General features: G+C 68.0%; 23 protein-coding genes. 14 read left to right on the forward strand and 9 right to left on the reverse strand.

Annotation, left to right across the window (positions count from 1 at the left end):
- The first annotated feature begins 144 nt into the window (after positions 1-144).
- The 8 genes from lmeA to A5790_RS12420 all read left to right on the forward strand — a co-directional run bounded on the left by lmeA (position 145) and on the right by A5790_RS12420 (position 4,404).
- A complete protein-coding gene (gene lmeA, locus A5790_RS12390; protein ID WP_066844487.1) occupies positions 145-942 on the forward strand; it encodes a mannan chain length control protein LmeA in 798 nt (265 codons plus the stop codon).
- Positions 939-1,361, forward strand: a complete 423-nt coding sequence (locus A5790_RS12395) for a thioredoxin family protein (protein WP_066844272.1) — start codon at positions 939-941, stop codon at positions 1,359-1,361. The genes lmeA and A5790_RS12395 overlap by 4 nt, the downstream gene beginning before the upstream one ends.
- A 29-nt stretch (positions 1,362-1,390) precedes the next feature.
- The gene (locus tag A5790_RS26515; protein ID WP_369816201.1) at positions 1,391-1,483 is read left to right on the forward strand and encodes an Ms5788A family Cys-rich leader peptide; all 93 of its coding nucleotides are present in this window, start codon (positions 1,391-1,393) and stop codon (positions 1,481-1,483) included.
- Positions 1,484-1,590: 107 nt separating this feature from the next.
- Positions 1,591-2,067 carry a DUF4395 domain-containing protein gene (locus A5790_RS12400; RefSeq protein WP_066844275.1) on the forward strand — a complete coding sequence of 159 codons (477 nt, stop codon included), beginning with the start codon at positions 1,591-1,593 and terminating at the stop codon, positions 2,065-2,067.
- Between the two features lie 36 nt (positions 2,068-2,103).
- On the forward strand, positions 2,104-2,937 hold the full coding sequence (locus tag A5790_RS12405; RefSeq protein ID WP_066844278.1) for a sulfurtransferase: 834 nt from the start codon (positions 2,104-2,106) through the stop codon (positions 2,935-2,937).
- Between the two features lies 1 nt (position 2,938).
- On the forward strand, positions 2,939-3,241 hold the full coding sequence (locus A5790_RS12410) for a DUF1416 domain-containing protein (protein ID WP_059098314.1): 303 nt from the start codon (positions 2,939-2,941) through the stop codon (positions 3,239-3,241).
- 225 nt (positions 3,242-3,466) lie between these two features.
- Complete coding sequence (locus tag A5790_RS12415) at positions 3,467-4,096, forward strand: FABP family protein (protein ID WP_066844281.1); 630 nt, start codon at positions 3,467-3,469, stop codon at positions 4,094-4,096.
- Positions 4,096-4,404, forward strand: coding sequence for a hypothetical protein (locus A5790_RS12420; RefSeq protein WP_066844284.1), 309 nt, complete (start codon positions 4,096-4,098; stop codon positions 4,402-4,404). Before A5790_RS12415 ends, A5790_RS12420 begins: the two co-directional genes overlap by 1 nt.
- On the opposite strand, the gene A5790_RS12425 is transcribed toward A5790_RS12420, so the two are convergent.
- Together A5790_RS12425 and A5790_RS12430 are read right to left on the reverse strand one after the other, a co-directional pair.
- Positions 4,401-5,246: an ABC transporter substrate-binding protein gene (locus A5790_RS12425; RefSeq protein ID WP_094294728.1), complete on the reverse strand. Its 846-nt coding sequence runs from the start codon at positions 5,244-5,246 to the stop codon at positions 4,401-4,403. The genes A5790_RS12420 and A5790_RS12425 overlap by 4 nt on opposite strands.
- Positions 5,247-5,577: 331 nt before the next feature.
- On the reverse strand, positions 5,578-6,465 hold the full coding sequence (locus A5790_RS12430; protein WP_066844287.1) for an aminodeoxychorismate lyase: 888 nt from the start codon (positions 6,463-6,465) through the stop codon (positions 5,578-5,580).
- 51 nt (positions 6,466-6,516) lie between these two features.
- Between A5790_RS12430 and A5790_RS12435 the strand changes: the two genes are divergently transcribed.
- Positions 6,517-7,596 carry a folate-binding protein YgfZ gene (locus A5790_RS12435; RefSeq protein ID WP_066844290.1) on the forward strand — a complete coding sequence of 360 codons (1,080 nt, stop codon included), beginning with the start codon at positions 6,517-6,519 and terminating at the stop codon, positions 7,594-7,596.
- 122 nt (positions 7,597-7,718) lie between these two features.
- A complete protein-coding gene (locus A5790_RS12440; protein ID WP_064395225.1) occupies positions 7,719-7,898 on the forward strand; it encodes a DUF3073 domain-containing protein in 180 nt (59 codons plus the stop codon).
- A 3-nt stretch (positions 7,899-7,901) separates the two neighbouring features.
- Here the strand turns inward: A5790_RS12440 and purM are convergent, their stop codons facing one another.
- On the reverse strand, positions 7,902-8,975 hold the full coding sequence (gene purM / locus A5790_RS12445; RefSeq protein ID WP_066844292.1) for a phosphoribosylformylglycinamidine cyclo-ligase: 1,074 nt from the start codon (positions 8,973-8,975) through the stop codon (positions 7,902-7,904).
- A 108-nt stretch (positions 8,976-9,083) separates the two neighbouring features.
- Between purM and A5790_RS12450 the strand changes: the two genes are divergently transcribed.
- Complete coding sequence (locus tag A5790_RS12450; RefSeq protein ID WP_066844295.1) at positions 9,084-9,527, forward strand: cupin; 444 nt, start codon at positions 9,084-9,086, stop codon at positions 9,525-9,527.
- A 25-nt stretch (positions 9,528-9,552) separates the two neighbouring features.
- A complete protein-coding gene (locus tag A5790_RS12455) occupies positions 9,553-10,509 on the forward strand; it encodes an NAD(P)H-binding protein (RefSeq protein ID WP_066844491.1) in 957 nt (318 codons plus the stop codon).
- A gap of 26 nt (positions 10,510-10,535) precedes the next feature.
- Here the strand turns inward: A5790_RS12455 and purF are convergent, their stop codons facing one another.
- Entirely contained in the window at positions 10,536-12,065 is a 1,530-nt protein-coding gene (gene purF, locus A5790_RS12460) for an amidophosphoribosyltransferase (RefSeq protein ID WP_064348064.1), read from the reverse strand.
- Positions 12,066-12,253: 188 nt separating this feature from the next.
- Between purF and A5790_RS12465 the strand changes: the two genes are divergently transcribed.
- Positions 12,254-12,811 (forward strand): hypothetical protein, encoded by a 558-nt coding sequence (locus A5790_RS12465; protein WP_156656374.1) that lies wholly within the window; start codon positions 12,254-12,256, stop codon positions 12,809-12,811.
- Positions 12,812-12,820: 9 nt separating this feature from the next.
- Here the strand turns inward: A5790_RS12465 and A5790_RS12470 are convergent, their stop codons facing one another.
- A complete protein-coding gene (locus tag A5790_RS12470) occupies positions 12,821-13,207 on the reverse strand; it encodes a sterol carrier family protein (RefSeq protein WP_066844301.1) in 387 nt (128 codons plus the stop codon).
- A 16-nt stretch (positions 13,208-13,223) separates the two neighbouring features.
- On the opposite strand from A5790_RS12470, the gene A5790_RS12475 reads away from it, so the two are divergent.
- Entirely contained in the window at positions 13,224-14,432 is a 1,209-nt protein-coding gene (locus tag A5790_RS12475; protein ID WP_066844305.1) for an MCE family protein, read from the forward strand.
- Positions 14,433-14,437: 5 nt separating this feature from the next.
- On the opposite strand, the gene A5790_RS12480 is transcribed toward A5790_RS12475, so the two are convergent.
- Genes A5790_RS12480 through purL form a run of 4 tightly spaced genes read right to left on the reverse strand, consistent with a single transcriptional unit; the run spans position 14,438 to position 19,876 of the window.
- Complete coding sequence (locus A5790_RS12480; RefSeq protein ID WP_066844308.1) at positions 14,438-15,229, reverse strand: SDR family NAD(P)-dependent oxidoreductase; 792 nt, start codon at positions 15,227-15,229, stop codon at positions 14,438-14,440.
- Positions 15,226-15,849 (reverse strand): CPBP family intramembrane glutamic endopeptidase, encoded by a 624-nt coding sequence (locus tag A5790_RS12485; protein WP_066844310.1) that lies wholly within the window; start codon positions 15,847-15,849, stop codon positions 15,226-15,228. Before A5790_RS12485 ends, A5790_RS12480 begins: the two co-directional genes overlap by 4 nt.
- Positions 15,849-17,573, reverse strand: a complete 1,725-nt coding sequence (locus A5790_RS12490; RefSeq protein WP_066844313.1) for an alpha/beta-hydrolase family protein — start codon at positions 17,571-17,573, stop codon at positions 15,849-15,851. The genes A5790_RS12485 and A5790_RS12490 overlap by 1 nt, the downstream gene beginning before the upstream one ends.
- Positions 17,570-19,876, reverse strand: coding sequence for a phosphoribosylformylglycinamidine synthase subunit PurL (gene purL, locus A5790_RS12495; RefSeq protein WP_197696777.1), 2,307 nt, complete (start codon positions 19,874-19,876; stop codon positions 17,570-17,572). Before purL ends, A5790_RS12490 begins: the two co-directional genes overlap by 4 nt.
- Between the last annotated feature and the right edge of the window lie 16 nt (positions 19,877-19,892).

The following is a 19,892-nucleotide window of genomic DNA, read 5'->3' on the forward strand; positions in this document are numbered from 1 at the left end:
ACATCTTTGTCGGTCGGTGACTTCCCAGATTCATGCTCGACATGCGCCCGTTACCGGGGCGATGGTTTTCTAACGATAGCGTGCAACCCGCTCTTCAGCTGCGTCGAACGAAGCGTTGAGCCCGCCGTGGGCCAGAATGTGCGGGTGCGCAAGCTGGTGCTCGGGGTGTTGGCGACGGTGCTGGCGGTCGCCCTGTGCGCCGTCGGAGCCGATTTCGGAGCGGCGATCTACGCCGAATATCGGCTGGCCAGAAGCGTGCGCACCGCCGCTGACCTGCAACACGACCCGTCGGTGGCGATCCTCGGGTTCCCGTTCACCACCCAGGCGGCCGACCGTCATTACGACGAGGTCGAGATCAGGGCGAACGGCGTCGGCAACCGGGTGGTCGGCAAGGCGTCGTTGGAGGCGACGCTGCACGACATCGATCTGCCGGGCGATTCGTGGCTCGTCGAACCCGACGCCACGCTGCGGGTCGGCAAGGCCGAGAGCCGCATCATCATCGACTCGACGCATCTGGGCCGGTTCATGGACATCCCGGATCTGCTGGTCGAGGCGCCGACGGGAGAGAGCAACGACGCCACGGGCGGCACCACGGAATCGGGTATCTCCAGTAACAAGGGCGTGGTGTTCACGGGAACGCCGACGAAAGCCGACTTCCACGAGAGGGTGAGCATCGCGGTGGACCTCGAGGTCGCCGGACCGGACCAGACGACGTTGGTGATGACGGCCACCGGCGTGCTGACCGGCCCCGGCACGGCCGATCAGGAGGTGCCCGACAACAAGGAGGACGCCGTGCTGGCCGCGTTCACCGCGAGCCTGCCCGGACAGAAGTTGCCGTTCGCGCTGGCGCCGACCGCGCAGGGTGCCCGAGGCTCGGACATCATCATCGAGGGCATCGCCGAGGGAGTATCCGTCGCGCTCACCGAGTTCCATCTGTCATGAACTCTTCCTGGGTCTTGGCGATCACCGTGCTCATCGCGGCGCTCGGCGTGGCTTTCGTGATCGGGCGGCTGCTCACGCTTCGAGCGGGCTTGCGCGCAGCGAGCGAGGACGCGGCCAACGTCGACACCAGCGACCTCGGGCTGTCGACGACCGGACCGACGGTCGTGCACTTCTCCGCCGAGTGGTGCGGGCCGTGCGCGGCGGTGCGCACGGTGGTCGACGCGGTCTGTGCGGAGCTACCCGCGGTCGCCCACATCGAGATCGACATCGACGCCAACCCGGAGGCGGCGCGGCGTCTTTCGGTGCTCTCGCTTCCCACCACCATCCTGTTCGACAGGGACGGTCGGCCCCGCTATCGGACTCACGGTGTCCCCAAGGCCGCTGACCTGCGCTCGGCTCTGGAACCGCTGTTGGCTTGATCACCGTGTCGATTGGTAAGCTGTCCGGCGTGTCCGCCCGCCTCGAGCCGATGCTCACCAAGCGCCGCGCAGTCGATCTGTGCCGCGTTGCGGGTTCTTGCTGTTGTTGTCGCAGCTGCTGAGTAGCCGCGCCCTTCTTCGCGCCGCACTCGGGAGCGACCCCTGTGGTCCTTCCCAGCCCAGTCCAGCCCATGACCGCAACAGGAGCGCACGAATGCCAACGACAGATATGTCGACAACACGAAGCCGGACATCTGACCAGGTGGACGTGCGCGGGCCGCGGTTCGCCGCCTGGATCACGACCGTCGTGCTGGTGGCAACTCTGCTGCTGTGGCCGGTGAGCCCGGTGGCCTCGGCGGTCGTGCTGGGCCTGCAGGTGGCGGTGTTCGCCGTCGGGGCATGGCGCGGGCCGCGTTCACATCCCTACGGCCTGATCTTCGCTCGGCTCGTGGCCCCGCGGCTGGGATCCGTGAGCGAGAAGGAGCCGGTGGCGCCGCTGATGTTCGCGCAGTTCGTCGGGCTGGTCTTCGCGGTGGCCGGCGTCGTCGGGTTCGCGACCGGCCTCGGGCTGCTCGGTCTCATCGCCACCGGCCTTGCGCTGGTGGCGGCGTTCCTCAATGCGGCCTTCGGCATCTGCCTGGGCTGTCAGCTCTACCCGCTCGTCGCGCGCGTTCGAAAGAACACAAGCGCACCGTCACCCGCATAGAACTTCAAACCTGAAGCAACCGAAAGGATTTCCTCTATGGCACGCTCCGACGTCCTGGTCACGGCCGACTGGGCCGAGAGCAATCTCAACGCACCGAACATCGTGTTCGTCGAGGTCGACGAAGACACCAGCGCCTACGACGACGGCCACATCGAGGGCGCGGTCAAGATCGACTGGAAGACCGACCTCCAAGACCCGGTGCGTCGCGATTTCGTTGACCAGGAACAGTTTTCGAAACTGCTGAGCGAGCGCGGCATCTCGAACGACGACACCGTGGTCCTGTATGGCGGCAACAACAACTGGTTCGCCGCGTACGCCTACTGGTACTTCAAGCTGTACGGGCACCAGGACGTCAAGCTGCTCGACGGCGGCCGCAAGAAGTGGGAGCTCGACGGACGACCGCTGTCCACCGAGGTGGTCAAGCGACCCGCGACCAGCTACACCGCCAAGGCCCCCGACAACAGCATCCGCGCCTTCCGCGACGAGGTGATCGCGGCGATCGACAGCAAGAACCTTGTCGACGTGCGCTCCCCCGACGAGTTCTCCGGCAAGATCCTGGCTCCTGCGCACCTGCCCCAGGAGCAGAGCCAGCGACCCGGGCATATCCCCGGCGCCATCAATGTTCCGTGGAGCAAGGCGGCCAACGACGACGGCACCTTCAAATCCGATGAGGCGCTGGAGAAGCTGTACGCGGAGGCCGGGCTGGACGGTGAGAAGGAGACCATCGCTTACTGCCGAATCGGTGAGCGCTCGTCGCACACCTGGTTCGTGCTGCAGGAACTGCTCGGACACAAGAACGTCAAGAACTACGACGGCAGTTGGACCGAATACGGCTCCCTGGTGGGGGCCCCGATCGAGTTGGGAAATTGATATGTGCTCTGCCCCGAAACAAGGCCTGACGTTGCCCGCCAGCGTCGACTTGGAGAAGGAGACGGTGATCACCGGCCGCGTTGTTGACGGGTCGGGACAGGCCGTCGGCGGCGCGTTCGTGCGCCTTCTGGACAGCTCTGACGAGTTCACCGCCGAGGTGGTCGCGTCGGCCACCGGTGATTTCCGGTTCTTCGCCGCGCCCGGCACGTGGACGCTGCGCGCGCTGTCGAAGGTCGGCAACGGTGACGCCGTCGTCGCGCCCTCCGGCGCGGGCATCCACGAGGTCGACGTCAAGGTCGCCTGAGCGTTTCAGCTCGAAACTGAACTTGTGTGCGAAGATCCGCGCGGACTCCGCACACAAGTTCAGTTTCGGCGCACGAGGCCATGCGGAGGCTGGTGCACTCTGCCTTCGGCCGCCGACTAGACTCGTGCCCGTGGTGCTGTTCTTCGAACTCCTGCTCGTAGCCGCGACCCTGGTGATCACCTGGTTCGCGTTGTACGCGGTGTACCGGCTGATCACCGACGAGTCGTGACGTCCGGAGACGACGCAGTAGCGGCCGCCGCAGAACGAGCGAAAACGACCGCCGCGCGCAACATCCCGGCTTTCGGTGATCTTCCCGCACCTGCCGACACCGCCAATCTCCGCGAGGGCGCGAACCTCAACGACGCGCTGCTGGCGCTGCTGCCGCTCGTCGGTGTCTGGCGCGGCGAAGGCGAGGGGCGCGGCGCGGACGGTGACTACCGGTTCGGCCAGCAGATCGTGGCCTCCCATGACGGCAGCGACTACCTGATCTGGGAGGCGCGCTCGTGGCGCCTCAGCGAGTCGGGCGACTTCGAGGGGCACACGCTGCGCGAGTCCGGCTTCTGGCGCTTCGTCAACGATCCGGCCGACCCTTCTGAATCGCAGGCCATCGAACTGCTGCTGGCCCATTCCGCGGGCTATATCGAGTTGTTCTACGGCCGCCCCCTGTCCCAGTCGTCGTGGGAACTGGTCACCGATGCGTTGGCGCGCAGCAAGTCCGGGATGCTGGTCGGTGGCGCCAAACGGCTGTACGGCATCGTCGAGGGCGGTGATCTGGCCTACGTCGAGGAGCGTGTCGACGCCGACGGCGGCCTGGTCCCCCACCTGTCGGCCCGCCTGTCGAGGTTCGCCGGCTGATGCGCGCGATCATGTTCTTCGCCGGCATTGCCGCGGCCGCAGCGCTCGCAGGTTGTGCGTCCGAACCACCGGACGAGCAGCAGCCCACCACCTCACCAGCTCCGGCGCAGACCACCACGTCCGAAGCCCCCGCCCAGACCACCACGTCCGAGACCCCAGCCGGTCACGGTTCACTGGCGCAGTGTTTGAGCGACCACGGCGTACCCGCTGCGCCAGGACCTGCCGGCCCGCCACCCGGTGTCGACGCCGAGGCCTGGAACGAGGCCATGCAGGCGTGCGCCACGTTCGCGCCCGGGCCCGCCGGCTAAGCCAGTTGCGGGGCCTTACCCGCATCCGCCAACCATTCGCCGCGCAATTGCGCCAGCGTGCCGTCGTCGCGTAGCGAGTCCACGACCGAGGAGATGCACGCGGTCAACCCGCTGCGTTTGGCGAGCACCAAACCGAACTGCTCCGCGGCTTGGTCCCCTGCGGGCAGCTGGCCGACCATCATTCCGTCGCGCAACTCGCCGACGATCGCGAACGCGGTCGGCAGATCGGCGATCAACGCGTCGATCTCGCCGTCGGAGAGCGCGAGTTTCGCGTCGCCGTTGGTGTTGTACACCGTGACCGCGCTGCTCTTGCCGACTGCCAGCGCGGCGGTGTGGCTGGTGCTGCCGACCTGCGCTCCGAGCCGCAGCATTTTGAGGTCATCGAGACTTTTGACGCCGGCCGCAGGCGAACCCTTGACGGTGACGACGGCTTGGTTCACGTCGAAGTACGGCGTCGAGAAGTCGACGGCGGCCCTGCGCTGTTCGGTGATGGAGAACTGGGTCAGGTTGGCGTCGAACGATTTCGCGCCCGCGGCGATGGCTTCTCCGAATGGCACCCGCACCCATCGCACGTCAGTCGCGGCGTAACCGAGCCGGTTCGCGATGGCGTACGCGAGCGCCGATTCGAAGCCTTCCCCGTTGGCCGGGTTGTCGCCCATGTACCACGGCGGGTACACCGGCCGATCGGTTCCGAAGGTGAAGATGCCCTTGTACAGGGTCGCCAGCTTGTCTTTATGACAGTCCCGCAGGCCCGGCGAGCTGTAGGGCTCAGCGGTGGGCGCACAGGCCGTCACGGCCGCGAGGGCGGTCAGCAGCACGCCGAGCTTCTTGACGATGCGCATGGGCCGCATCATCGCCCGGCGCACGTGGGAAGCGCGAGTCCAGGCGTGCAACGGTTCGCTACCGATTCGGCCATCAGATATGGGGCGGCCCCCGAGCCGTGTGTTCCTGGCGGACAAGACCGAGGGGCTCGGGGGCCGGGTGACTGCGGGGAATTCGCCAGCGCGCGCAGGACGCGAAGAGCCGTCAGCTCATTCCCCTGGCGCTGCTAGCTCGCAGCCACCTCACAAGTCCATAAGTCACTCAAAATTCCGGACCACCTCCTCTCCTGTGTACGAGCGACGCTACCCGCGCGTGCAAGAGGCGACAACCGGATTACGGGCCATTCAGCGCTCAGCGATCACACACGATCGCGGCGTCGACGAGTTCGGCGAACTCGGCCGCCAGCGGGCTAAGCGTCAGCGGTGTCCCGTCCAGGGTGTGCACCCGCGCGGCCAACGTGATGCTCGACACCAGCCAAACACCCTGTGCGGTATGCAGATCCGCTGGTCGCAGCGAGCGGTAGTCGCAGTCGTAGCCCTTGTCGCGGGCGACGTCGAACAGCGCCTGCTGCGTGGTGCCGCGCAGGATCGGAAACCACGGCGGTGGTGTGAAGAACGCGATATCGCCCGCACCGGGCTCGGACTCCGCGGCGATCACGACCGTCGAGCGCGGACCCTCGAGGATGAACCCGTCGGTGCCGACGAAGATCACGTCGCCCGCGCCGCTGCGTTCGGCATGTCGCAACGCGGCCATGTTCACCGCGTACGACAGCGTCTTGGCACCGGCGAGCAGCCACGGCATCTCATCCGCGCCGTCGGAGGCGAGTCCGCGCGCCAGCGTCAGCGCGGCAAGGCCGTTGCGGCGCACCTCGGTCACTCGCGCGGGTAACGACCCGACCGTCGCGAATGCCGTCGGGGGCGAACCGCCTTCCCGTCCCCTGCTGTACACCAACCGCAGCACGCCCTCCTCGCCGGTCTGCGACGTCCATTGGGCCACGGCCGCGGACACCGCGGAGCGCCAGCGCGGCAGGTCGGGGTCGGGCAGGTCGATCATCCGCGCCGACTGGGTGAGCCGGGACAGGTGGGCTTCGAGCAGGCATGGCCGACCATCGCGGATCAGCAGTGTCTCGAAGACGCCGTCGCCGCGCACAGCCGCGAGGTCGTCGGCGTGCAGCAGCGGCGCCGCGGGGTCGTGCAGTCGCCCGTCAAGGGTCACCACGACCCCGGGTTCGCCAGCCATGGGCCCACAGCGTAGCCGTGGGCCGTCGCGCGCCGAACGTAGAGTTGACCTGTGACATCTTCTGGACCCGCCGTCCCTGCTCCCGACACCGGACCCGATGCAGGCGCCGTATGGCATTACGGCGATCCGCTGGGTGAACAACGCGCCGCCGCCGACGCCGCCGTCGTGGTGGACCGCTCGCATCGCGCCGTACTCACGCTCACGGGCGCTGACCGCAAGGCGTGGCTGCACAACCTCACCACCCAGCACGTCAGCGAGCTGCCCGACGGCGCGGTCACCGAGAATCTCAGCCTCGACGGGCAGGGCCGTGTCGAAGATCACTGGGTGCAGACCGAACTCGGCGACATCACCTATCTCGACACCGAACCGTCGCGCGGTGAGCCGTTGTTGGGCTACCTGCGCAAGATGGTGTTCTGGTCCGACGTCGCGGTCGAACCTGCCGATCTGGTGGTGTTGTCCCTGTTCGGGCCGCGGTTGGGTGATGGTGGGGTGCTCGGCGCGCTGGGTGTCGCTTCGCTTCCGGCGCAGCAGACGGCTGTCGCGCTCGCCGAGGGCGGCTTCCTACGTCGTCTCCGCGGCGACGGAGTCGAACTCGACCTGGTTATCCCCCGTGACCAGGTGCAGCCGTGGCTGCGGCGGCTCACCCACGCCGGGGTCCGGCCCGCCGGGGTCTGGGCGTACGAGGCGCACCGTGTCGCCGCGCTGCGGGCACGCCTGGGGGTGGACACCGATGAGCGCACGATCCCGCACGAGGTGGGCTGGATCGGCCCCGCCGTGCATTTGGACAAGGGCTGCTACCGCGGACAGGAGACGGTCGCGCGGGTGCACAACCTGGGCAAACCGCCCCGAATGCTGGTCCGGCTGCACCTCGACGGTTCCAGCGACCGACCGGCCACCGGCGACCCGGTGCTGGCCGGCGGCCGGACCGTCGGGCGTCTCGGCACCGTCGTCGACCACGTCGACGAGGGGCCGGTGGCGCTGGCGCTGCTCAAGCGCGGCCTGCCCGCGGACACCGAATTGACCGTCGACGGCGTGCCGGCCGTCATCGACGCGGACTCGCTTCCGCCACCCGACGTCGCGGGCGCCGGGCGGCGGGCGGTCGAGCAGCTCCGCGGCGGGGCGCGGCCGTGACGAGGCCCTGCCAGCGCCGCGAGGCCAAGCACGCTAAAGTGTTGGCAGGACGATAAAAAACAGATCAGATCGGAGCCGCCTAACAATTGGGCCGCTCCGTTATTGCGCGAGGGGGTCCCCCCATGGGCCGCGGCCGGGCGAAGGCAAAGCAGACCAAGGTTGCTCGTGAGCTTAAGTACAGCTCACCACAGACCGACTTAAAGCGGCTTCAGCAAGAGCTGTCGGGCGCTTCCGAGAACGACCTGAACGGCACCGATCCGGTGGCCGACGAGTGGGTCGACGAGGACGACTGGCGTCGCTGACCCCTAAAAGCGCGGGTGCTGACCCACGAGATTGGCTCGTGGGCCGTCCTTACCGCCCTTTTTGACCGTTCCCAGCGTCCAGCAGTTCAGGTGGCGCGCGGTCAGGATCGCCAGGGCGCGGTCGGTGTCTTCGGGCGCGACGATCGCGACCATGCCGACGCCCATGTTAAAGGTCCGCTCCATCTCGACGCGCTCGACCCGCCCGCGCTGCCCGATCATCGCGAACACCGGTGCCGGAGTCCACGTGCCACGGTCGATTTCGGCGACCAGACCATGCGGGATCACGCGCTCGAGGTTTCCGGCCAACCCGCCGCCGGTGACATGGCAGAACGTGCGAACCTGGGTTTCGGCGGCCAGCGCCAGACAATCCTTGGCATAGATCCGGGTCGGCTCCAGAAGCTCCTCGCCCAGAGTGCGGCCGAACTCTTCGACATGGCCGGCCAGGTTCATCCGGTCGATCTCGAGCAGCACCTTGCGCGCCAGCGAGTATCCGTTCGAGTGCAAGCCCGTCGAGGCCATCGCGATCAGCACGTCGCCGGGCTTGACCCGATCAGGGCCGAGCACGTCATCGGCCTCGACCACGCCCACCCCGGTCGCCGAGATGTCGTAGTGGTCGGGCGCCATCAGACCGGGATGTTCGGCCGTCTCACCGCCGAGCAGTGCGCAACCGGCCTGCAGGCAGCCATTGGCGATGCCTGCCACTAGTTCGCTGATCCGCTCGGGAACCGTGCGGCCCACCGCGATGTAGTCCTGTAGGAACAGCGGTTCGGCACCGCAGACGACCAGATCGTCGACGACCATCGCGACCAGGTCGATTCCGACGGTGTCGTGCTTGTCCATGGCCTGGGCCACCACCAGCTTGGTGCCGACTCCGTCGGTGGAGGAGGCCAGCACCGGCTCCCGGTAGCCGCCGCGCAGCGCGAACAGTCCGGCGAAGCCGCCGATACCGCCGCGCACCTCGGGTCGGGTCGCCTTCTCGGCGAGCGGTTTGAGGAGTTCGACGGCGCGGTCACCGGCTTCGATGTCGACCCCGGCCGACGCGTAGGAGATGCCGGCAGGTTCGGCGCGTTCGGTCATCGCGGTAAAGGCTACCGGTGTTCGCCGCGCCGCGGTAACCGCCTACGGCGGTCCCCACTCCGGCCGAGATGTCGCGCGGTTGCCCACGGTGTGCCAATCTGACCGCTCATGACAACAGTTCGCTGGTCCGCCTCTGCCCTGTGCGCGTCGGTGACGGTCGCCATCGCGTTGTTCGGCCAGGCCGAAGCGGCCGCGACGCCGACGTCCGGCATACAAGCAAGGACGCTCTCGGAGGCGACGGTCGACGGAATCGACTACGTCACCCGCGAGATCACCATCGCGCCCGGCGGCAGCACCGGCTGGCACTATCACGACGGCCGGGTGTACGGCGTGATCCGCGAGGGCACGCTCACCCACGACGCCGCGGCTAACTGCGCGCCCGACGGCGTCTATCCGACGGGCGCACCGATCACCGAGGGCACCGGTCCTGGCAATGTGCACATCGGCCGCAACCTGGGCCCCGCGCCGCTGGTGATGTGGGTGCTCTACATCAAGCCCACGGGCACACCGCTGTCGGTTGACATGCCCGATCCCGGTTGCGGGTTTGCCTGACGCCCAAACCGGCGATCCCGGCGGGGTGACTGACGAGATCCGTTGCTTGGTGACCGGAGCGACCGGCTACATCGGTGGCCGGTTGGTGCCCGCGTTGCTCGACCGCGGCCACACGGTACGCGCGCTGGCGCGCAACCCCGACAAACTCGACGCTGTGCCGTGGCGCGACCGTGTCGAGGTGGCACGCGGCGACCTCGGGGACGCCGACTCACTGCGAGAGGCGTTCGCCGGCACCGACGTCGTCTACTACCTGGTGCATTCGATGGGTAGCTCGTCCAATTTCGTCGACGAGGAGGCGCGCTCGGCCCGCAACGTCGTTGCCGCCGCCCGCGATGCGGGCGTCAAGCGACTGGTGTACCTGAGCGGACTGCACCCCGCGGGAGCCGACCTCTCCCCGCACCTACAGTCGCGGACCGACGTCGGCGAGATCCTGCTCGAGTCCGGGATCGAGACCGTGGTCTTGCAGGCCGGCATCGTGATCGGTGCGGGTTCGGCGTCGTTCGAGATGATCCGCCACCTGACCAACCGGCTGCCGCTGATGACCACGCCGAAGTGGGTGCACAACAAGATCCAGCCCATCGCGATCGACGATGCGTTGCACTATCTGGCGGAGGCCGCCACGGCGCCGGTGCCCACGTCGCGCACGTGGGACATCGGCGGGCCGGACGTCTTCGAGTACGGCGAGGCGATGCAGGTGTACGCCGAGGTTGCGGGACGCAGACGCCGCTTGATGGTCGTATTGCCTTGGCTTACACCGACAATCGCGAGCTGGTGGATCGGGTTGGTGACCCCGCTTCCTGGTGGGCTGGCGCGGCCGCTCGTGGAGTCGCTGGAGTGTGACGCGGTGATGGCCGACCACGACATCGACGGCGTCATCGCGCCGCCCGACGGCGGTCTCACCGGTTACCGGGAAGCAGTGGCCAAAGCCCTGAAGCGGGGGCCGTTACCGACCGATCCGCACTGGGCGCACGTGGGGACGTAGTTACGGCCGACGGTTACGCACGGCAGCTACGGACGACGAAGCGCCGAGACGTTGTCGTTGCCGGACTGCAGCGGGATACCGCTCTTGGCGGCGGTCGAGAGCATGTGTTCGATCACGTTCTTGCCCAACGCCGATTCGCCCGGCAACTCGATCGGGTACTTGCCGTCGAAGCATGCGCTGCACAACCGCGATGCGGGCTGCTCGGTGGCCGCGATCATGCCCTGCTTGGAGATGTAGCCGAGCGTGTCGGCGCCGATCGCGTGGCGCACCGCCTCGAGCATCTCGTTCTCGTCGTCGACGGCGTTGGCGATCAGCTCGGCCGGGGTGGCGAAGTCGATGCCGTAGAAGCACGGCCACTTCACGGGCGGGGAAGCGATGCGCACGTGCACCTCGACCGCCCCCGCCTCCCGCAGCATCCGGATCAGGGCACGCTGGGTGTTGCCGCGGACGATCGAATCGTCGACGACGATCAGGCGCCGCCCGCGGATCACTTCCTTGAGCGGGTTGAGCTTGAGCCGGATGCCCAGTTGGCGGATGGTCTGGGACGGCTGGATGAAGGTGCGCCCGACATAGGCGTTCTTCATCAGGCCTTGCCCGTACGGGATTCCGGACTCCTGCGCATAGCCCACCGCGGCGGGTGTGCCCGACTCCGGCACGCCGATCACCAGGTCCGCCTCGACCGGCATCTCCCTGGCCAGCCGGCGCCCGATGTCGACGCGCGTCGCGTGCACCGATCGCCCGGCCAGCGTGCTGTCGGGCCGCGCGAGATAAACGTATTCGAAGACGCAGCCCTTGGGCTCGGGGCTGGCGAAGCGGGTGGATCGCACCCCGTCGGCGTCGATCGCCAGCAGCTCGCCCGGTTCGATGTCGCGGACGAAGGAGGCGCCGACGATATCGAGCGCCGCGGTTTCCGACGCGACCACCCAGCCGCGGTCCAACCGCCCCAGCGCCAGCGGCCGCACCCCGTACGGGTCGCGGGCCGCATACAGCGTGTTTTCGTCCATCCACGTCAGACAGAACGCGCCGCGCACCGTAGGCAGCAGTTCAAGGGCGGCCTGCTCGAGCGTCGAATCGGCCGCACCGTGGGCCAACAGAGCGCCGAGGATGTCGGAGTCGGTGGTCGCCACCGGAGCGCCCCTGGTGTCGAGCAGCCCGGCCTCACGGGCCCGGGCCGCCAACTCGGCGGCGTTCACGAGGTTGCCGTTGTGTCCCAGGGCCACGCCGGTACCGGCCGAGGTGTTGCGGAACACCGGCTGGGCGTTCTCCCACGTCGTCGACCCGGTGGTCGAATAGCGACAGTGCCCGATCGCGACGTGGCCCTCCATCGCGGCCAGCGTCTGCTCATCGAACACCTGGCTCACCAGGCCCAGATCCTTGAAAACCAGCACCTGAGAGCCGTCGGCGACGGCGATGCCCGCCGCCTCCTGCCCGCGGTGCTGCAAGGCGTACAAGCCGTAGTACGTGAGCTTGGCGACCTCTTCACCCGGCGCCCAGACGCCGAATACGCCGCACTCTTCGCGGGGTTCGTTATCCGTATCCGTCTGCTCGCCGGTCACGATAGGGCTGCTCCGAGGGGAGGGTGGTTGATGCCACGAGTCTACGGGCATTCCTGAACAGCTTCGCACCTGCGGGGCGTGTCGTGGGACATGTCAAGGACGGCCGTCGATAGTCACTTTCCACGTTCGCACCCCACGCCTATCGTGACCCCCTTGAACATCCGGGCCGACAATTGGTGGAAGCGACCGTGACCGCGACCGAGGTGGCCGTTGCCGGCCCCGGACATGCCCAGGACACCGACGATGTGCAGGGACCCCCGTGGCGCCCGGCCAACCGGATCGCGGCGGTGGTGCAGGCCCTGCTGGGGGTCTGGGTACCGATCGGATGCGTGGCGTTGACGCGGCAGGGCTGGCAGTCGTACGGCGGCGGACGCGCCAAGCACGACGCGTACGGCATCTGGTCGGTCACCGAATTTCGCCTCGACGGGGCGTTGCGCCCACCGATGACCACCGACAAGCAACGTTGGCAGCGTGTGGTCTTCGACCAACCCGAGCTGGTGACGTATCAGCGGATGGACGGCGAACTGGTCTCGGCGCCTGCGGTTTTCGACGACACAGCGGGCACGCTCGAAGTGCCCGGCACGGTCACACTAACGGTCGAGCGGCTCACCGGGGACCAGTTGCGCCTTCACGGGCACCTCGACGGCAGGCCGGTCGCCATGTCGTTGCGGCGATTGGACCACAACAGCTTCCCGCTGCGCACCCGCGGCTTCAACTGGGTTCAGGACTATCCGTACTTCCGGTGACGTCGCCGGTCAGAGTCGCAGTATTGGTAGCCAGTCGGCGATCTCACCGGCGCGTGAACCCGACATGACCAGCGTGCCGTCTGCTGCCGCGTCGGCCATGGTGGCCAGGCCGGTCGCCAACAGCAGCCACGTTCGCGGATCGGTTTCGACCACGTTGGGCGGGTTACCGCGCCGGTGCGCCGGGCCCTCGATGCACTGCACCGCGACGAACGGCGGCACGCGAACCTCGACGCTGGAACCCGGCGCCGACGCCGCGAGCGTGCGCGCCGTCAACCGGACCGCCTCGCCGAGTTGGGTGCGCGACGGTGCCGCCTGCGAGTCATCGCGCAGCCAGTCGGCGAGCGCTTCCACCGCGGCGCGGGTCTTCGCCGGATCGGCTGTATGACGGGCGGCCATAACCTACTGTCTCAAAGTGTTTGTCGACCGTCACAAGCCGCCGTACAAGGTGGCCGGTGCGGTGCTGTTGATCGTCGCGACCGTTGCGGCGAGCCTGCTCTACCTCCAGTTCCGCGGCGACCTGAGCCGCAAGGCGCAGCTGACCGTGCTGTCGCCGCGCGCGGGTCTGGTGGTCGAACGGGGAGCCAAGGTGACCTACAACGGAGTCGAAATCGGCCGGGTCAGCGCAATCTCCCATGTCGACAATGCCGCAGGGAAGCCGGCGGAGTTGTCGTTGAACGTCAATCCGCGCTATCTGGAACGCATTCCGGCAAACGTGACGGCCGAGATTCGGGCCACCACCGTGTTCGGCAACAAGTACGTCTCGCTGGAGTCTCCGGACGATGCCTCGGCACAACATATCTCGGCCGGGGCTGTGATCGAGGCATCCGCGGTGACGACCGAGTTCAACACGGTCTTCGAGACGGTCATCGCGCTCGCCGAGACGGTCGACCCGATCAAGCTGAACCAGACGTTGGCGGCGACGGCCGAAGCGCTGAGCGGGCTGGGCGGCAGCGGTTTCGGCGGCTCGCTGGTGAACGGCGACCGGATCCTCGACGACCTCAACGCACGGATGCCGGCCATCCGCAGCGACACTCGCCTGCTGGCCGATCTCGCCGAGGTCTACGCCGACGCGTCGGTGGACCTGTGGGACGGATTGCGGAACGCCGCGGCCTCCGCCCGCACGTTCAACGAGCACCGCACCGACATCGACACCGCCCTGATGGCAGCACTCGGTTTCGCCGACGTCGCGGCCGACACCATCGAACGCGGCGGCCCCTATCTCGTGCGCGGCGCCGCAGACCTGGTGCCGACGGCACAGCTGTTCGACCACCACAGCCCCGCGATCGTGTGCACCATCCGCAAGTACGCCGAAGTGCAGCCCCGAGTGGCGAAGACGTTGGGCGGCAATGGGTATTCGCTGACAGGCGGTGGCGGCATCCTGGCCGGCGCAGGCAACCCGTACATCTACCCGGACAACCTGCCGCGGGTCAACGCGAGGGGCGGGCCGGAAGGCCGGCCGGGCTGCTGGCAGGACATCACCCGTGACCTGTATCCGACGCCGTACCTGGTGATGGACACCGGTGCCAGCATCGCCCCGTACAACCACCTCGAACTCGGCCAGCCGATGTTCATCGAGTACGTGTGGGGCCGCCAGATCGGCGAGCTGACCATCAATCCCTGAGAGCCTCAGTCGGGGAAGCCGAACAGTTTCACCACGCCGTGGTCGCGCCCGGCGGTGTAACCGCCGTCGACCGCGATCGCCTGACCGGTGACGAACGACGCATCGGGTGAGACGAGAAACGCTGCGACCGACGCGATCTCGTCTGGCCTGCCGCGCCTCTGCAAAGCATGTTCTTCGGTGATGGACTGCAGCGGGCCCTCCATACCCTCCAGTCCCATCACGCTTTCCAGCATCGGGGTGTCGATGAAACCGGGGCAGATGGCGTTGGCGCGGATACCGCTGGGGCCGTAGTCGACTGCGATGTTCTTGGTCAGGATCACGACACCCCCTTTGGCGGCGTTGTAGCTGCTGCCGCCTGCCGTGCCCTCCAGCCCTTCGACGCTGGCCAGCGTGACGATCGACCCGCGCTCACCGTCTGCCCGCGGTTGTTGGATCATCTTCGCCAGGGCGGCCTTGACCACCAGGAACGTCCCGGTGAGGTTGACCGCGATGACGCGGTCCCACTCGGCGCGCTCGAGCAGGTGTACCGGCCCGCCGCCGGCCACCCCAGCGGCGTGCACGACACCGTCGAGGCGACCACGCACCGCGGCGAAGACGGAGGCGACCGCGGTCTCGTCGGTGACGTCGGCGCTGACGAACTCGAAACCGTCGCCCGGGTTCTCGCGCGGCTCGACCACGTCCGCGCCGATCACGGTGCCGCCCTCGGCGAGCAGGCGCCTCGCGGTGGCCAGGCCGATACCCGATGCCGCACCGGTCACGACGAAGGTTCGCGAACGGGCTCGCCCTGCTGCGCTCATGACCGGGACTCTATGCGCCGCTGCACGGCCAGCGCCGCCAATGCCGCGGCTTCGTTGGCGGCCAGATGGGCCAGCATCGGCGCCACGACGCTGCCCGACCGCGCGTGCAACCACCCGAACAACCAGCCCGCGACGCCGGTGAACAGCACGGTGCCCAGCACCGGGTTGCGCGTGATGCGGGCGTCCATGATGTGCCAGAGACCGAACGCCACCGCTTGCAGCAGGCGCCCGCCCGCAGGCGGGAACGCGGTCTCGGCGGTGTGGCCCAACGTGGCGCGGTAGGCGACCTCCTCGGGCCAGACGGTGCCGATCGGGATATCGAGCGCCATCCACCGCACGGGATGGTCGGGCAGTTCTCGGGCGCCCATTCCGCGCCGCACCGACGGGATCGCGGTGCCGACGGCGACTCCCAACGCGATCGGCGCGGCGGCGGCCAGCCCGTAGCGGAGGCCCGACCACAGCGCCGGTGGGCGCAACCCGAGCGGAGGACGCGCGAGCGCGTAGACGCCTGCGCCCAACGCGGCATTCCACATCGGATGGAACCGCACCCGGGGCGCGATGAAGCTCCATCCCACCAACGCGACCGCAACGGCGAGCGCCCGAAACCTCCCTGCTCCCATCAGTATTCGGGCCCGTCCTGGGACTCGGTCTTGCTCAGGGCGGTGCGGATCCGTTCCGTGTCCTCGGGAGTCCACCCTGGCGGCGGCGCGACCGCGGCCCACCCGTCGAGCACCAGGTCGCCGTAGTTGTGGCCGTGGCCGCCCGGCACCGAACTCGCATTCGTCATATCGGCGGCGACCTGTCCGAAGGTGACGATCGGATACCACCGCATCGATGCGGTGCGGTCGATGCCGGGCGGTTCGCGCAACCAGTCCGGCCGGGTGAACAGAAGGTCGGTCGACCACCACACGACCGGATCGGAGGGGTGCTGCAGGAACAACACACGCGTACCCTCCCACGGCGTGGCGGCCACCTTCGCGATCTGCGCGGGATCGGTAGCTTGCGAGAAGCGCACGGTGCGGCCGTTGTCGTAGCGAGGTTCGACTTCGGGGGTTCGGGGATCACGCCGCGCGGTGATCGCGCTCCACAGCGGGCTCGCGTTCGGCGGGCCCACCCACAGCACCGACGAGAAGCCCATCCGCGAGATGTCGGGCAGCCAGTCGAACGCACCCTGGCCCGCCATCGAGCCGAGGCTCTCCCCGTAGAGCACGAGCTTGGGTCGCCGGTCCCGCGGAAGTTGTTCCCAACGTTGATGGATGGCGTCGATCATCATGCGCCCGGATTTCATCGACTTCTGCTGGTCGCCGAGGAAGGAGATCCAGCTCGGCAGGAAGGAGTACTGCGAACCCACCAGAGCGGTGTCGCCGTTGTACATCATCTCCAGCGATCGCGCCGCAACGGGATTGATCCAGCCGGTGCCGGTGGTGGGAACGATCACCAGCAGCTCGCGTTCGAACGCGCCCGTACGCTCGAGTTCGCTGAGCAACACCGCCATCCGCTGCTCGTCGGTGTCGGCGGTCTGCAGGCCGACGTACACGCGGATGGGCTCCTTGGCGGATGTGCCGTTCAGCTCGGTGAGTTCCTCGGCGTCCGGCCCGGTCGCCACGAAGTTGCGACCCTGATAACCCAGGGTGTCCCAGGCTGCGAACGACTCCGGGCTGCCTGACTTCTCGGGTTCGAGCGGCTGGACGACGCCTGCCCTGGTCGTGGTGTTCTGGGGCTGGAACACGCGGTTGGCGCCGGCGAGGAATCCGCGGACGAGCACCCCGTTGATCAGCATGATGGCGAGCACCACGACGATCGCGGTGCCGATGAACAACGCCACTTCGTCGTGTAGATGCCACCGGCGGATGAAGAACCGGGCCATCGTCTTGATGATGTCGAGCAGTACGCGGGCGGTGGCCACACACGCCGCGCCGACGAACGCCGCGAGCACCAGCGTGCGCAGATATCCGAACGTGGTCGGACCTTCCATGCCCATCACCGCCGACACCTGTCGCTGCCAGGCGGCGGCGGGGATCACCATGAGGATGCTGGCCCCGAGCGCCAGCATCACCGTGGCACTCTTGGCCACCCACAGCACTCGCTTCGGCGGGGGCCACCAGTTGACCCGTCGTAACACGAAGCGGCGCAGCATCTTTGCGATGAAGACGCCGATACCGTAGCCGATGGCGGCGTTGATGCCGCCGATCAGGCCCGCGAACAGCCAGTCCCGGGGTAACAGCGAGGGGGTCAGCGACAGGCAGAAGAACAGCGCGCTGAACGCGATTCCGACGAAGTCGAGGCGGAGCAGGCGCCACGCCCAGACATATATGGGGTGTTGTTGTCGGGTGGTCTCACTCACCCGAACAACCTGGGCAGCACGCTCTCCGACGTGCTGCGCAGGTCCTCCAGAGTGACGGTGAACAGGCCCTGAACCTCGACCGCGGCCTCTTCATCCTGGCCGGCCTGGTCCACCACGCCGATGCGCGTGGCGGGCAGTCCGCGAGCCTCGCACATCGCGCGGAAGCGGCTCTCTTCGGTGCGCGGCACCGCGACAAGGACCCGTCCCGCCGATTCGGAGAACAGGAAGGTGAACGGGTCTGTGCCGCCCTGCCATTCCTCGGGAAGCACGATGCGGCAACCGGTTTCGCCGCGAAGCGCGGCCTCGACGACGGCCTGGATAAGGCCGCCCTCGGACAGGTCGTGCGCCGCGGAGACCAGGCCGTCGCGCGACGCGGCGGTGAGCACCTCGGCGAGCAGTTTCTCGCGCGCGAGGTCCACCTTCGGCGGCAACCCGCCCAGGTGATCGGCGGTGACCTGCGCCCAGATCGACCCGTCGAACTCGTCGCGGGTGTCGCCCAGGAGTATCAACGTCTCGCCGGGTTCATCGCCGAAGCCGGTCGAAATGCGACGTTTGACGTCGTCGATCACCCCGAGCACACCGACCACCGGGGTGGGCAGGATCGCGGTGGTGCCGGTCTGGTTGTAGAAGCTCACGTTGCCGCCGGTGACCGGAATCCCCAGCGCCGCAGCGCCGTCGGCCAACCCGCGCACGGCCTGGCTGAACTGCCACATGACGCCGGGATCCTCCGGTGAGCCGAAGTTCAGGCAGTTGGTCACCGCGACCGGTGTCGCGCCGGTGACCGCGACGTTGCGGTAAGCCTCGGCCAGCGCCAGCTGCGCGCCGGTGTAGGGGTCGAGCGCGGTGTAACGACCCGACGCGTCGGTCGAGAGAGCGATGCCGCGGCCGGTGGTCTCGTCGACACGCAGCAGGCCGCCGTCGGCGTCTTCGGCCAGCACGGTGTTGCCCCGCACGTAGCGGTCGTACTGCTCGGTGATGAACGCGCGGCTGCACAGGTGTGGACTGCCAAGCAGCGCAAGTAGAGTCGCCTTGAGCTCGTCGCCCGTCGACGGGCGCGGCAGCTTGGCGGTGGTGTCGGCGTTGAGCGCGTCCTGTGTCTCGGGCCGCTGCACCGGCCGCTCGTAGACCGGGCCTTCGTGCGCGACGGTGCGCGGCGGCACGTCGACGACGGTCTCGCCGTGCCAGGTGATCTGCAGGCGATCGCCGTCGGTGACCTCGCCGATGACCGTGGCCAGCACCTCCCACTTACGGCAGACGGCCATGAACTTCTCGACGTTCTCGGGCGTGACGACGGCGCACATGCGTTCCTGCGACTCGCTCGACAGGATCTCGGCGGGCGTCATGTTCGCCGCGCGTAACGGCACCGCATCCAGCTCGATGCGCATACCACCGTCGCCGGCCGATGCGAGTTCGGATGTGGCGCAGGACAATCCGGCTCCGCCGAGGTCCTGGATGCCGACCACGAGGCCGCCTGCGTACAGCTCGAGACAGCACTCGATGAGCACCTTCTCCATGAACGGGTCGCCCACCTGGACACTGGGCAGCTTCTTGCGTCCGGCAGCACCGCTCTCGTCACCGCCGAACGTCTCGGACGCCAGCACGCTCACGCCGCCGATGCCGTCGAGGCCGGTGCGGGCGCCGAACAGGATGATCTTGTTGCCGGTGCCGGACGCGAACGCCAGGTGCAGGTCCTCCTTGCGCAGCACCCCCACACACAGCGCGTTGACCAACGGGTTGCCGCCGTAGGACGCGTCGAACACGGTCTCGCCGCCGATGTTGGGCAGTCCCAACGAGTTGCCGTAGCCGCCGATGCCGCGTACCACCCCGTCGACGACGCGGCGGGTGTCGGGTGCGTCGGGCGCGCCGAAGCGCAACTGGTCCATCACCGCGACCGGGCGCGCGCCCATGGCCATGATGTCGCGGACGATGCCGCCGACGCCGGTGGCCGCGCCCTGGTAGGGCTCGATGTAGGACGGGTGGTTGTGTGACTCGACCTTGAAGGTGGCGGCCCAGCCGTCACCGATGTCGACGACGCCGGCGTTCTCGCCGATGCCGGCCAGCATTGTCTTGCGCATTTCGTCGGTCGTGGTCTCGCCGAAGTAGCGCAGGTGCACCTTCGACGACTTGTACGAACAGTGTTCGCTCCACATCACCGAATACATCGCCAGTTCGGCGTCGGTCGGCCTGCGGCCCAGGATCTCGCGGATCCGCTGATACTCGTCGTCCTTGAGGCCGAGTTCGCGGAAGGGCTGGGGATGGTCGGGGGTGGCGGCGGCTCTGTCGACGGTGTCTACAGTGTTCAAGGCATGGGTTAGCTCC

Origin of the sequence: Mycobacterium sp. 852002-51152_SCH6134967, assembly GCF_001667105.1 — a bacterium.
GTDB lineage: Bacteria > Actinomycetota > Actinomycetes > Mycobacteriales > Mycobacteriaceae > Mycobacterium > Mycobacterium neumannii_A.